The organism is Undibacterium sp. TC9W (genome assembly GCF_049339865.1).
Classification (GTDB): domain Bacteria; phylum Pseudomonadota; class Gammaproteobacteria; order Burkholderiales; family Burkholderiaceae_D; genus Undibacterium.
On sequence record NZ_JBMPPJ010000005.1, the window covers coordinates 286,527 to 299,092 of the forward strand.

A 12,566-nucleotide genomic window follows, 5' to 3' on the forward strand; every position below is an offset into this window, starting at 1 on the left:
GAATAAAGGAGGAAATACCCCTTAGCTCTGGAGAAGGACTGACCCTTTATGCTCAAAGGGCCATGAAAGGGTAATGAATGGCTGAAATCTGAAAGCCCGCCTTATGGCAAGGCATCCAGATTTTTTTTAAATCAGTAATTGAAATGCAATTGATCAGGCAGGAACAGCAACAACCGGCCTCGCCACCATACGGTGTATGAAATACATCATGACAGCGGTCAGTAATACAGTACAAACCAGAATGTCACCCAGCAAATCAAAATGCAATATCACACCACCGTCAGGCTGGCTGACGATCATGCCGGCAACCACAGAACCAACACCGCCGGCAATTTGCTGCAAGGATGAATTGATCGCCATGAATGCACCGCGACTGTCAGCCGCAGGCACTGCCGACATCATTGCCTGGGCAGGGATCATGCGGGAAAAAATACCGACGAACAGCAATACGTTGACCAGGATAACCATAGGCAAAGGTGTGACACCAAGACGGGTATAAATCAGCGCCATAATGGTGGTCATTACCGCACCGAATAAAAATATGCGGTATTTACCAAATTTATCGCTCAGCTTACCCACCATAGGGCCAGTAATAATCGCACCGAATCCAGTAACCAGATAAACGATCGGCAATTCTTTCATCGAAATACCCAGGTTATTCACTGAAAAAGCGCTACTGAATGGCATCAGCATGTAGCCGCCAATACTCAGGAAGCCTGTCGCAGCAAATGCCAGCAAATACCGTGGTGTTGCTATTGTGTCCCGCAAATGATGGAAGGGATTACGGTCAGACTGCAATTTCAGATGTCCGTCTATCGGTTTCAAGTTGGCGATGATGATCACGCCGACCAATGCTGCCATACCCACGATCATCAGAAAAGGCGCATGCCAGCCCCAGTGCGCAGACAGATAAAGACCGATAGGCAAACCCAGAATCTGGCTTCCTGCAAACGCCGACTGCAACACGCCCATGACCCTGCCACGCATGGAAAATGGGAACAAGTCTGTCGTAATCGCCATCACGATAGAACCAATGACGCCGCCGAACAAGCCAGTCACAATGCGGGCAAATAACAGGAAATAGAAATTGGGCGCGATACCGCAAAGGAAGGTACCAAGGATAAAACCAACATAAAAGAACAGCAGCAGTTTTTTACGGTCAAAACGGTCAGCAAAACCCGCTGCCGCAAAACCAGCAATACCCGCACTAAAGGCATAGGCAGATACCACCACACCAAATTGTGAAGGCGTGATATTCAATGCCGGCATCAAGATCGCCCCCAGGGGTGACATGATCATGAAATCCAGAATAATGGTGAACTGCAAGAACGCCAATATAGCGAGTACAAATTTTTGGTAGCCAGTGAACTGCGCTGGCGGTTCGGTAGAGATAGCTTGATTCATATTTTCTTTCTTTGGGATGAAACTTAGGCGCCTGGTTATGACCTGAGTTCATATTTTTATGTAGTTTAGGCAGCTTTCCTGAAGCTGTCGTTTTGCAAAAGCACGTCCTGGTTTCCGGTAAAGAACTCCCTGAAAAACGGTACGGCTTCGTAGGAATGAAAGACCCTGGTAAATTGCATGGTCTCTGCTGCGGTCTCTGCATTCCGTATGCGCATTTCTATTTCATAGGCGGCAATGGCAGCCTGCATGTCTGGCATATCCGGGTTCAGCAACTGCGTAGCCAGCACCAGGGCATCCTGCATCGCCATATTCACACCCTCGCCCGCATACGGCGGCATGACGTGGGCAGCGTCACCGAGCATGGTAAGGTTAGGCAAAGATGGCCAGCTTTGATCAAGCGGCGCACAAAATTGCGGGCGCGGCACGAAAGGCAGGCTGGCATGCCGGAACAACTCGGCCCATATATTGCTCCAGCCTTTGAATTCCTGCTGAAACCATGCCAATACCTGCGCCCGGTCAGAAAAATCGATACCGCATTGCGTACTCCATTGTTGATCGGCTTTATGCCCGGTGTAAAAAGCGACGCTGCCATCGCCTTTCAACACAATGAATAAAGTCTTTTCATCATCGAGCACACAGACTTTCCCACCGTCGAGCAATTCATACAATTCAGGAATCGTGTTTGCTACGTCTGCGACATTCCCTTCGAGCACAGTCACACCAGAATACTCGGGTGCAAGCGGCGTGATATACGGACGTATTTTCGAGTTTGCGCCATCGGCAGCGATGAGCAAATCAGCAGTGAATTGATCGCCGTTTTCAAACGATATCTTCACCGATTCATCTGTCCTCTGCAAAGACGAGAAGCGGGCGTTCCACACTACTGTGTCTTCAGCCAGCGAAGCCAGCAACAGATTTCTCAAGGGGCCACGGTCTATCTCAGGCCTGTCATTACTCTCAGCACCAAGCTCATCGATAATGACTGCTGCCTGTGCATCCACAAACAGCATTTTTTCGGCACCCGGACGATACGCATGCTCAAATGCTTCCATCAAACCTGCAGCACGCAAGGCTGCCAAGCCTGAGCCCTCATTCAGATTCAAAGTTGCCCCCTGCATTCTGGCAAACTGGTTGATATCCCTTTCAAACACCTTCACTTTTGCACCATACATCTGTAGCAGTCTGGCCAGAGTCAGCCCGCCTGGTCCGGCTCCTATGATGGCGATTTGCTTGTCTTGCACAGGAGTTTGTTGATGGATTTGAGTCATTGCGGTCATCCTGGTTTTTTTATCCACACATTGCGCACGACCTCAGGCCACATACATGTATTGTGGCTTGAACTTGCGGCTTAATAGATAGACGTTTTGAAAATGCAAATATTGCAGGGAGCACAGGATTTTTTACCCACAAAACCATTTCCCGGAATTTTGCCTTGATCTGCATCATAAGTTAATCAAATTAAAAAGTAAAGTGACTTAATTATTTTATTGAGATAATTAATTCTGTTAAAATGAAGGCAGTGAACAATGTCGTATTTAGTCGAAATAAAAAAAGGAATTGAGCTGAGATGGAACTGAAATGGGACTGAGGGAATTAAAAAAAGCGAAAACCAGGAAAATGATTTCTGACCTGGCCACTGGCTTGTTCATAGAAAGAGGTTACGATCAGGTAACAACGGCAGAAATTGCCCGCCTTGCTGAAGTGTCCGTACCTACCCTGTTCAAATATTTTCCGACCAAAGAAACTCTGGTATTCGACGAAGAAGATGAGCGCGAAGCACGCCTGATTGCTGCCGTTACAGACAGAAAAGCAGGTGTTTCCATACTTGACTCCTTGCTTGAGTATTTCTCAAGCTATATGGCTTTTGATGAAAAGAAAAAGAAAGAAGTCAACGCCTTCAGAAATTTGATCTATTCCACGCCAGATCTATATGCTTACGCAAAGCAGGTCTGGATGCGTTATGAAAAGTCACTCGCTGCGGCGCTACAGCAAGAAACCAAAAACAAGCTGGAAAAAGCCGAGGCTGAAGCCCTCGCCCATTTTATTCTCGATGCATTTCATCGATCAAAAGATGCAGAAAACCCAAAAGCTTCGCTGCACACCTTGTTCAATATGATGAAGAATGGCTGGAAAGAGTAGCCTGCCTTAAGGCACGCCAGTCTTGTCAATTTCAAACAGGCGCCTGTGCCGCAAGGCTGTTTTCTATGAATGCCCTTGCCGTTGTTGCCGCATAGCCTTGCGGCATGATATCTCCAGCAGCACTGGCTAGTTGAAATGCGCCTTCCATGAAGGCCAGCAAACCAGCAGCCAGCTCCGGCACATGATCTATGCGCCTCTTCTGATCGTGCAGACATGCTGTCAACAAAGCCTGTATCAATTCCAGTTCGGCAGCAATGGCCTCTTGAAACACTGCCCGCACCTCAGGCTGCCTCACTGCCTCGGCACCTATCACCACCCAGGCAGAAACCGCCTCCGGTAAGGCACCCTCGCCTTTGGCCAGACGGGCATTGATATAGGCCAGCAGTTTGTCTTGTGGCGTACTGGCCGCTGCAGCCATCACTTCATAGCGGGTACGCGACAGATCAGCCAGCAACTTGACCAGGTAAAGCAGAATCTCACCCTTGCTCTTGAAATGATAATGAATCAAACCCGGAGCCAGGCCAGCCTGTTTGGCAATAGCGAGAATAGTGGCCTTTTCATAACCGTGCTCTGCCATGACAGACAGCAGCGCAAAAACAATCTCCTTACGACGCTGCTCGGTATTGGATTTTCTGGACATAATGAAGGCATGCTCGTTATTTTGGTTATCAAACCAAATTCTACTTGGTTTCACTTATGCAAAGCGCAAGAATGCAAACAAAGTATTCCGGGTCAAATAACAGATAAAAATTCGGGCAATTGCAGAATACAATCTTGCCGTATGAAAACAGGAATTTTGAAACAGCATCCAGATATCCATCTTCATGGTACGAAATGATTCCATGATGCCAATACAAGAAATAATCTGCTTATCAAAATGCAATGCCCCGCGTTGCACCACTTAAAGAAATGCCATTTGACAGCTGAACTGTCGTCGAGATTACCTATGCTGCACCGCTTTACACAGTTTGTCTTCCTGCTGATATTGTCACTGCTCGTCCAATTGCCTGCAGTTGCAATGAAAAAGACCGACGCAAACAAACCCTTGGTCAAACTCTTCCTGCAAGAAAACCTGGACATCCATGGCCGGCAATTGCCGCTGGACCGGGATCTGGAAGCCATCCTCATTTATTTTGAACGTGAATCCGGCATACGCTTTGACAAGCAGCTACTGCCATGGAACCGTGCACAACTCATGGCGCAAAATGGTGAAGGCATGATTTTTGGCATCTCAAAATCCCCTGACAGGCTAAAGCTGTATCATTTTTCCATCCCCGTCGTCAGCGAAAAAATCTGGGCGATCACCTATGGTGACCCGCAACCCAACTTTCAATCGGTGGAAGATTTGCGCGGTAAAACCGTCAGCGTAGGCCGCGGCTTCAGCCACGGCATGGATTTTGAAAAAGCCAAGAATGTCATATTCCAGGTGCAGGAAGACTTCTCCCCACCCCCGGCCCGTTTTAAAAACCTCATGAATCATCGCAGCGACATCATGCTCTGGCCGGTGCGCCAGTTGCAACATGCCAGGCAGGTAGAAGCCTACCTGCGCGACCAGCTCATCCCCAGCTTCAATGACCCTGAACTGACGGGTAAAACCTTCTACGTATCAGCCAAACCCGTGTTTTACGACACCACCCATTTCGCCGCAGCCAATGGCAGATATGAAGCGGAAATGGAAAAGTTGAATGCAGTCATACGCAAAGGGACGGCAAATGGAAAACTGTCTAAATTGCTGACGAAGTTTTATTAAGAATAGTGCAGCAAACGCAGTTTCAGCATGAATGAAAAAACGCCGCACCATTCAACAACTGGTGCGGCGTTTTTATTCAAAATCTGAATTTATCAACGGCTAAATTCTTTCAAACGATCACTGAATGAGCGCCCCTGAGAACCGTTGGTTGATTCAAAGCGGTTACGCATAACCTTATCAAGATTATCAAGACGGTCAGTTGGCGACGGATGCGTTTTAAACAGTAAGTTGAAATTACCATCCTGTGCACTCTGTGCTTGCAGAGTTTGTAAGACATTGGGCAAACCATAAGGATCAAAACCTGCGCGAGCCGCAATTACTACCCCTACACGGTCAGCAGCATACTCATCTCCCTTATCAAAACCTTTGGTTATCATATCCTTGCCGAGATTGACTGCCATACTTTTAAATTCTGCCAGATTACCTTTGGCATAACTACCAGCGATGTTACCTATGACATCCACTGTTGCTTTTGACTGCATGGAATTTACATGGTGCTTGAGCACGACGTGAGCGATTTCATGCGACAGCACACCGACCAATTCAGCTTCATTACGCATGCGCGCCAGCAATCCTTTTGTGACAAAAATCTTCCCTCCCGGTGTAGCAAAAGCATTGAAGCCCGCATCGTCAAGCACACCAAAAGTCCATGGCAAATCAGGCCTCTCGGTTTGCGATGCCAACCAGCGCCCTAGAGTATTCACGTAGCGCTGCAAAGCTGGATCATTCAGTAAAGGTTTCGCCCCCAACAAGACAGCGGCAAATTCATTACCTATTTCTATTTCTCTTGGTTCATCTATCCCTGCATTTTCAATGATGGGTTTTGCTTTATCAAATATGTCACCTGCAACACCCGTCTTCCCTTTCGCAGCATCAAAAATCTGGCCGAAAATACCACCTTGTGCAATTGCAGAACCGCATAGCACCAAAGTCAGTCCGGCAATCGCAAGTTTTTGTAATGTACGCATTTAATTGCCCCCTCTTTTTCCAGCTTTATCCTGGCTTGAATATTCGATATTGCTAGCGACCAGTGGTGATCGCTGGGCGAATGTCTGTGCGCTGTTTTTATCGGTCGCAAATTTCTGCATTTTCTGTAGCTCAGCATAATTTGGTGAGGCCCTGCGTATATCTTCTTCATCCAGACCTTTGACACCGTTGCCGACCGTACTGGTATTGGACGTACGCCCACTGCTCGTCAATGAGCCCAGCAGGTTACCGCCAGATGCTGGTGCTGCATTACTGTTGGGGCTGGCATCCAGACGCAAAACTGCGTTTCTCACCCACCCGCCTTGCCCGGCAGAAGTTTTCACCTGAGCCCACGCACCGCTGTGCTGAATGATATCCACCCTGGACTGGTTGGCCAGGGTGCCGATGACAGCGCCATCGACACTAGCCTTGTCCATTAGCTCTGTAGATTTGGAGGTAGTCGCGGACTCGGCTAGCGCATTGCCAGTCAGCATGGCTGCTGCAATTAAAATTGGTATCTTCATGGGATTTTCCTCAGAGGTTCGTACAATTCAACTTCTGCAGCCCTGCCCTTGACGGCAAACGAGCCACGCAAACTAAAAGTGATATCGGCATTGTCGCCGCAGGCCAGCATGGTTTCCTTGGTTACCAGGGCCCTGGCAATGCCCTTGGTCAGGCCCTCTACCCGGCTGGCGAGATTGACGTTGTCGCCAATAGCGGTGTAATCAAGCTTGCGTTTGGCACCAATAAAGCCTACCACAGCAGTTCCTGTGTGTACACCGATGCCCACGTCAAAGTCAGCCAGGTCTGAATCTTCTTCCGCAAGCAGCTCTTGCCTGAAGGCAAGTAAGTTATCCTGCATTTCCAGGGCGGCGGCTACAGCATGGGAGGCATGCTCGGGGTCGTCCATGGGCGCGCCCCAAAAAGCCATGATGCAGTCACCTATGTATTTATCCAGCGTACCACCATGCTTCCAGACGACTTCTACCTGGCGTTCAAAATAACGGTTGAGAATATTCACGACATCTTGTGGAGCCTTGCTTTCTGCCAGCGTGGTGAAACCACGTATGTCAGAAAACAGCACGGTAATAAGACGCATCTGACCAGAGAGACTTTCTACCGTCTCGCCATGATCCACGATCTTGCGTACGACCTCGGGATTAAGGAAGCGGCCAAACAGTGACACGGTGCGGTCACGGGTGCGCCGCTCACGCAGATAACCGGCAAGTGCCGCCGACACAAACCAGGCCCAGGCAAAGATGAGGGGAGTCACTACCGGCAACATCCAGTGATGGGCTACCATCTGGTCTGCCAGATAAACGGCTGCCAGTGACAATATCAGCAAAGCACCGCCAGTGATGCCCGGATGGAGACGCTGCCGGAATGCCAGCACCAGCAAGGCAATCAGCCCAAACCCGGCAGCAAAAGGCCATTGGGGAGGAACCTGACGTATGCTGCGCCCATTTTTTAAATTATCCATGGCAACAGCCAGAATATCGACACCGGGATAACCCGGCGCTAGCGGCGTTAAATGATGGTCGAACAGCCCGGGAGCCGACGAACCTATGATGATAATCTTGTTGCGAAAGAGCTGGTCAAGAGCGGCTTCTGCCCCCGGTGCTAAATGCTGTCGTTCTTCTGTGAGTGTTTTAAACAAATCGGCATAGGCAAAACGCTTGTGTCCCTGCGCAGGCCAGAACATCTGAAAATCAGCGCCTTGCGGCAAAGTAAAGCCCAGGTCCTGTACAACCCGTGCAGGCAGTGACGGCAGATGCCAGCCAGCCACGTCCGCATACAGGCGATAACGCCGCACCACACCATCAGCATCGACCAAACTATTCACCAGACCCAGACGCCAGGCACTACGCTCTGTCGCCAATGGCAGTTGCATACTGACCTTGGCGTTTGCCTTACCCTGATTTTTGATGGCAAAAGCATCTTTTAAATCAGCCAAGGCGATAGCGTGGGCGCTATTCGCATCGTCCAACAGCAAGCTTTGCTGATAAGCATGCGGAAATTCCCGAATCTGATCCGATAAAAACGCATCACTTTTTGGTGAACCCAAATCACGTTCCTGAAAGCTGATATCGAACGCGATCGCTTTGGGAGCAAAACCAGCGAGTGCCTCCAGCAAAAACCCATGTATCTCTCGCTTCCATACCCACAGGCCAGCAATTTTTTGCATGGCCAGCATGCTGGGGTCATCAATGTCCACCACCACAATATCAGGGTCAGGCTGATAGCTTGGTGCATGGTGCCGCAAATACACATCCCCCAGGCGCGACTCTGTCGTCGCCAGCAAATGCAGGCCAAACAGCTCCCCTGCCATTGCTAGCAACAGCAATAGCGTCAGCGCTGCATACCAGCGTATGGTTGCGCTTTGAATGAAAGGGAACAGAATTTTCAACATGCCTTAAGGCTTATACAGGTAAAGTCAGGTGTGAATTCAACAGACAATTTCTCATCGTCAGAAGTTTACACTTGTTTATTGCACAAAAACCATATTTGCTGGCAACAGCATTTAAGTTCCTTGAAATCTGTGGATTTACAGACATAAGATCGGGCAGTGACTTCGTAGCACTGCCATTGACAGGCACATTTCACTCAGATCACGGGCGGCCTGTCCAAGCAGTATCAAACCCGAAACCATAGTGAACAATGCAGAAAAATATCTGCCCGTCTCAAACTGGGCTACTGGCTAATGATGTGAGATCGACCTGTTACAAAATGCAGGTACAAAAACCCGGAATGTTGACACCAAAACCCCTTGCAGGTGACGGCACATTCAGCGACACTAACCGGCCTGACATCAAGCTTCACACTTGGCCAAGTTCAAGATTGCATACCGCTCCATGATTAAAACCATTCCTGTCAATTGATACCCGCGAGTCTGACAAGTCATAGCGCAACATCAAAACCCGGCCTCACACTAATCCTGCATCAACGACACAATAATGCCCCACAAAAGAATCAATGGCCTCGACACCCTGCGCGCCCTCGCCATATTATTGGTACTCATGTCACACTACTGCGGCTTTGTCAGCAAACACCAAACCTTTGGTTTTGCGGGAGACATAGGCTGGGCAGGTGTGGATTTATTTTTTGTGCTGAGTGGCTATCTCATAGGTAACCAGATCATGTCTGGTATCGCAAAAGGCGAGCCGCTGTCGCTAAAGAATTTTTTTGCCCGGCGCCTGCTGCGCACCCTGCCCAATTACTATGTGGTACTGGCAGCGTATTTTATTTTTCCGGCACTGGCGGGACGCAGTACTTCACCGCTATGGCAGTTCCTGAGCTTCACCCAAAACATAGGGTTGGAATATGGGCAAACCTTCACCCATTCCTGGTCGCTGTGCATAGAAGAACAGTTTTACCTGATACTACCCATAGTCAGCCTCATCCTGATCAGACTCAAGAGCCCACTATGGCTGGCCTGGTGCCTGCTCATTGCAGCAATAGGCGGCGGCATGCTGTTTCGCGGCATGGCATTTATGGATGGACATCCTGCATTTGATGCGCAAGTTTACTACGCCAGCTTTGGCCGCTTTGATGAACTACTCCCCGGCGTCGCCATCGCCATGCTCAAGAATTTTCACACAGGTGTATACGACAGACTCATGCGCCACGGCCAGGCCCTGCTCATCACCGGCCTGCTGGCCGCTGGCGGCACCCTGTACTACATTAACAGTGGCGACTACAACAAGCTGATGATCGTCAACTCACTGGGCTTTTCACTGATAGCCATCAGTTTCGCCATCCTCACCCTGGCAGCCCTCAGCCCCAGCAGCTATCTGCACCGCCTGCGCTTGCCCGGAGCCGCACAACTGGCGTTGTGGTCATACGCGGTCTATCTGGTGCATAAACCTGTGTTCATGCTGATAGCTGTGGAATTGGGTAAACGACATATAGACGCAGAAGCACCACTGACTATTATTCTAGTCACTGCTGCGGGAATATTTGGTGGGTGGTTGTTGTATCGATTAGTGGAGACGCCATTCATGCAAATACGGGCCAAGTGGTTTCCAACAAAAGTACAACAAGCACAGGCCCTCAAACTCATCGAACACCCTGCCTGAACAATGTTACGATAATAATCTAAATGCAATTCATTGAGGTCAATCAATGCATTTCCGAGAAAGATCATATGATTCATTGATGCAGGCAGGATTAGCCTTATACCAGATCTGACACTGTCCCTCGGCAAGGAGCATACCCTTGGAAAGACGCGCCTTCTGCATTAGTGCCGCAGCATTTGCTACTGCGATTCGACCCAATTCGTCTGACGGAGCATCCGACATGAATAGACGCGCCATCAATCCTGGCAAGACTGGCTGGGCTCAAGGTCACGAGATAAACAATCCTTCACGCATCCTCTTCATCAGCGGCCAAGTGCCAGAAACCAGCGATGGCTTCGTCCCAAAAGACTTCAAAGATCAATGTCGTCTGGTCTGGGCGAATGTTGAAAAACAGCTTGTGGCAGCAGACATGACACTCAACCACATCGCCAAGATGACTATCTTCTTATCTGACCGGCGCCATATCCAGGATGCCTACGAAGTGCGGGCTGAGATTCTTGGCAAGAATGTCGTACCGCCAGCGATGACAATTATCATCGCCGGTATTTACGATGAAGCCTGGCTGCTGGAGATTGAAGCAATCGCGGTTGCATAGGCTAAAGCACAAGTCTTAGCACCTGTATACGTCTTATTTATCGAAGAAGCACTCTTCTTATTTGCATTTATTTAGACCCAAAAGTACTATCGGGTCCTTTTTACCTGCATACAGAATTTCTCTCCATGCAACAGTCAGACGGAGGTAGCTAAGATCGATTCAATGCTGTCGATGTCGAGATAGGCATCTTGAAATGATTTCCCACTCGGAGTAACTAAGCGAATTTTTACAATTTTCGAAGCATCACCCATTTCCCTGACATAGCCGAAATGGGATACACCGCTTTTCATGTGGATTGTTACCGCATTTTTCTTCTCCTCGGTCGAGGATTTAAAATTTAATGCCAGAACTTCATACATAGATTCCATATCAGTCTCCTTTTTCGTATTGGTTAAGATTCATTCGTCACATAGTGTAATGTTAATTCCATAAAAAACAATGAAATCGCAAAAGTCGATGCAGCGATCATTTCGCTAACAGACAAGTTGCTTCAAAAACTACCCAAATGGAAATAGATATAAAAACAATTTCGGAAGATGCGAAACGCACACACGGGAGAATTCAGGTGAATCCAATAGAATTCACACGAGTCAAGATCGCACTAAGTCGTTGAACTTATTGACTTAGGACTTGTTTGTAGATATTTGAAAAGTAAGTACGTGGTGCCCGAGGCCGGAATCATGACTCTTTTAAAATCAATGACTTAAAATGAAAGTGCGTTAATTTTGCGTAGTCAGTTTTTGAATCTCAAAAACCCGCAATTTGCCTTTCGATTCCGGCCCTGGCATTCTAACCCAGGGCGACCACTAAGCCTTAATTTCTTCCAGCAGATCAGGGTGATGATCAAGCAGCTTTAAAAGCTTGACCAGGGCAACTGGCGGCAATGCTTTCCCGCTCTCGTAGCGTGAAAAGGCATTTACGCCACCGCCGAAAATCTCGCCTGCCTGGTGCTGATTCAAGGCCAGCTTTTTACGCACTGCTACGATAAAGCCAGGATCAACAATGCTCGCGTTAACTCGCTTTGAAAATGCTGCGACCTCGTCACCAAAGCGCACCAAGTCACTGCCCTCTAATATCACCTCGCCACAATCAGAGCAAAAATCGCCAGTGATTCCCTTTATTACTGTCTGTTCGTTCTTGTAGATATGGGGGATATCACGCGTATCGTGCTGCAGATTGTCACCCCCGCAAATTGGACATTTCATTTTCATAGCTCCTTAAAACTCACCACCAGAACATCATCTATTACTGTCAGCTTCAGGTACACATTACCTGCTGATGTTTTCGGACGATACACATCTTGCCAAACTTTATGATCGCTGTGTGTTGTCATGCTTTTGTAGAAATCTTTCGATGTCAGTGCATTGACTACAGCAATCATGCCATCCAAGTTAAGGCCAAGAGCATCAGCGCCAGACACTGCACTAACGGTAGCACGTATTTTGCCGTCAGCGATCAGCGCTTTAACGATGTGTAATTTGCAGTGAGGTGTGTTCTTTTCCATGAGTGCCATATTAACCTAATAGGTTAATTTTCACAATGGATTTTAGAATATTTTTTAGTATTTGCTTAACGTTGCGTTTAAGCCACTAACCGCATTGCAAACTATGATTAAATATTTACGCGCAGCAATAAT

The 12,566-nt window shown here is 48.3% G+C and carries 13 protein-coding genes; 4 read left to right on the forward strand and 9 right to left on the reverse strand.

Features of this window, described 5'->3' with window-relative positions; all coding sequences use genetic code 11:
• Window positions 1-153 precede the first annotated feature (153 nt).
• Together ACO0LN_RS09130 and ACO0LN_RS09135 are read right to left on the reverse strand one after the other, a co-directional pair.
• Window positions 154-1,404: an MFS transporter gene (locus ACO0LN_RS09130; RefSeq protein ID WP_422972955.1), complete on the reverse strand. Its 1,251-nt coding sequence runs from the start codon at window positions 1,402-1,404 to the stop codon at window positions 154-156.
• 65 nt (window positions 1,405-1,469) lie between these two features.
• Entirely contained in the window at window positions 1,470-2,672 is a 1,203-nt protein-coding gene (locus ACO0LN_RS09135; RefSeq protein ID WP_422972957.1) for an FAD-dependent oxidoreductase, read from the reverse strand.
• Between the two features lie 310 nt (window positions 2,673-2,982).
• On the opposite strand from ACO0LN_RS09135, the gene ACO0LN_RS09140 reads away from it, so the two are divergent.
• Window positions 2,983-3,543 (forward strand): TetR/AcrR family transcriptional regulator, encoded by a 561-nt coding sequence (locus ACO0LN_RS09140; protein ID WP_422972959.1) that lies wholly within the window; start codon window positions 2,983-2,985, stop codon window positions 3,541-3,543.
• A 31-nt stretch (window positions 3,544-3,574) separates the two neighbouring features.
• Here ACO0LN_RS09140 and ACO0LN_RS09145 read toward each other — a convergent pair whose 3' ends face one another.
• On the reverse strand, window positions 3,575-4,183 hold the full coding sequence (locus ACO0LN_RS09145) for a TetR/AcrR family transcriptional regulator (protein ID WP_422972961.1): 609 nt from the start codon (window positions 4,181-4,183) through the stop codon (window positions 3,575-3,577).
• 378 nt (window positions 4,184-4,561) lie between these two features.
• On the opposite strand from ACO0LN_RS09145, the gene ACO0LN_RS09150 reads away from it, so the two are divergent.
• Complete coding sequence (locus tag ACO0LN_RS09150; protein ID WP_422972963.1) at window positions 4,562-5,293, forward strand: substrate-binding periplasmic protein; 732 nt, start codon at window positions 4,562-4,564, stop codon at window positions 5,291-5,293.
• 92 nt (window positions 5,294-5,385) lie between these two features.
• Here ACO0LN_RS09150 and ACO0LN_RS09155 read toward each other — a convergent pair whose 3' ends face one another.
• Genes ACO0LN_RS09155 through ACO0LN_RS09165 form a run of 3 tightly spaced genes read right to left on the reverse strand, consistent with a single transcriptional unit; the run spans window position 5,386 to window position 8,669 of the window.
• Window positions 5,386-6,261 (reverse strand): M48 family metallopeptidase, encoded by an 876-nt coding sequence (locus ACO0LN_RS09155; protein ID WP_422972965.1) that lies wholly within the window; start codon window positions 6,259-6,261, stop codon window positions 5,386-5,388.
• Window positions 6,262-6,783, reverse strand: coding sequence for an SH3 domain-containing protein (locus ACO0LN_RS09160; RefSeq protein WP_422972966.1), 522 nt, complete (start codon window positions 6,781-6,783; stop codon window positions 6,262-6,264).
• Window positions 6,780-8,669, reverse strand: coding sequence for a CHASE2 domain-containing protein (locus tag ACO0LN_RS09165; protein ID WP_422972968.1), 1,890 nt, complete (start codon window positions 8,667-8,669; stop codon window positions 6,780-6,782). The genes ACO0LN_RS09160 and ACO0LN_RS09165 overlap by 4 nt, the downstream gene beginning before the upstream one ends.
• Window positions 8,670-9,213: 544 nt before the next feature.
• Here ACO0LN_RS09165 and ACO0LN_RS09170 point away from each other — a divergent pair.
• The gene (locus ACO0LN_RS09170; RefSeq protein WP_422972970.1) at window positions 9,214-10,335 is read left to right on the forward strand and encodes an acyltransferase family protein; all 1,122 of its coding nucleotides are present in this window, start codon (window positions 9,214-9,216) and stop codon (window positions 10,333-10,335) included.
• A gap of 220 nt (window positions 10,336-10,555) precedes the next feature.
• The gene (locus tag ACO0LN_RS09175; RefSeq protein ID WP_422972972.1) at window positions 10,556-10,930 is read left to right on the forward strand and encodes a RidA family protein; all 375 of its coding nucleotides are present in this window, start codon (window positions 10,556-10,558) and stop codon (window positions 10,928-10,930) included.
• Window positions 10,931-11,064: 134 nt separating this feature from the next.
• Here ACO0LN_RS09175 and ACO0LN_RS09180 read toward each other — a convergent pair whose 3' ends face one another.
• From ACO0LN_RS09180 to ACO0LN_RS09190, 3 genes are all read right to left on the reverse strand, one after another.
• Window positions 11,065-11,298 (reverse strand): hypothetical protein, encoded by a 234-nt coding sequence (locus tag ACO0LN_RS09180; RefSeq protein ID WP_422972974.1) that lies wholly within the window; start codon window positions 11,296-11,298, stop codon window positions 11,065-11,067.
• A gap of 438 nt (window positions 11,299-11,736) precedes the next feature.
• On the reverse strand, window positions 11,737-12,135 hold the full coding sequence (locus ACO0LN_RS09185; RefSeq protein ID WP_422972976.1) for a type II TA system antitoxin MqsA family protein: 399 nt from the start codon (window positions 12,133-12,135) through the stop codon (window positions 11,737-11,739).
• Window positions 12,136-12,137: 2 nt separating this feature from the next.
• Window positions 12,138-12,434, reverse strand: a complete 297-nt coding sequence (locus ACO0LN_RS09190) for a type II toxin-antitoxin system MqsR family toxin (protein WP_422972978.1) — start codon at window positions 12,432-12,434, stop codon at window positions 12,138-12,140.
• Window positions 12,435-12,566 lie beyond the last annotated feature (132 nt).

Bases quoted from the DNA above. Each gene is read 5' to 3' on its own strand.
- ACO0LN_RS09130 (WP_422972955.1), bottom strand. From the start codon at position 1,404: ATGAATCAAGCTATCTCTACCGAACCGCCAGCGCAGTTCACTGGCTAC.
- ACO0LN_RS09135 (WP_422972957.1), bottom strand. From the start codon at position 2,672: ATGACTCAAATCCATCAACAAACTCCTGTGCAAGACAAGCAAATCGCC.
- ACO0LN_RS09140 (WP_422972959.1), top strand. From the start codon at position 2,983: ATGGGACTGAGGGAATTAAAAAAAGCGAAAACCAGGAAAATGATTTCT.
- ACO0LN_RS09145 (WP_422972961.1), bottom strand. From the start codon at position 4,183: ATGTCCAGAAAATCCAATACCGAGCAGCGTCGTAAGGAGATTGTTTTT.
- ACO0LN_RS09150 (WP_422972963.1), top strand. From the start codon at position 4,562: ATGAAAAAGACCGACGCAAACAAACCCTTGGTCAAACTCTTCCTGCAA.
- ACO0LN_RS09155 (WP_422972965.1), bottom strand. From the start codon at position 6,261: ATGCGTACATTACAAAAACTTGCGATTGCCGGACTGACTTTGGTGCTA.
- ACO0LN_RS09160 (WP_422972966.1), bottom strand. From the start codon at position 6,783: ATGAAGATACCAATTTTAATTGCAGCAGCCATGCTGACTGGCAATGCG.
- ACO0LN_RS09165 (WP_422972968.1), bottom strand. From the start codon at position 8,669: ATGTTGAAAATTCTGTTCCCTTTCATTCAAAGCGCAACCATACGCTGG.
- ACO0LN_RS09170 (WP_422972970.1), top strand. From the start codon at position 9,214: ATGCCCCACAAAAGAATCAATGGCCTCGACACCCTGCGCGCCCTCGCC.
- ACO0LN_RS09175 (WP_422972972.1), top strand. From the start codon at position 10,556: ATGAATAGACGCGCCATCAATCCTGGCAAGACTGGCTGGGCTCAAGGT.
- ACO0LN_RS09180 (WP_422972974.1), bottom strand. From the start codon at position 11,298: ATGGAATCTATGTATGAAGTTCTGGCATTAAATTTTAAATCCTCGACC.
- ACO0LN_RS09185 (WP_422972976.1), bottom strand. From the start codon at position 12,135: ATGAAATGTCCAATTTGCGGGGGTGACAATCTGCAGCACGATACGCGT.
- ACO0LN_RS09190 (WP_422972978.1), bottom strand. From the start codon at position 12,434: ATGGAAAAGAACACACCTCACTGCAAATTACACATCGTTAAAGCGCTG.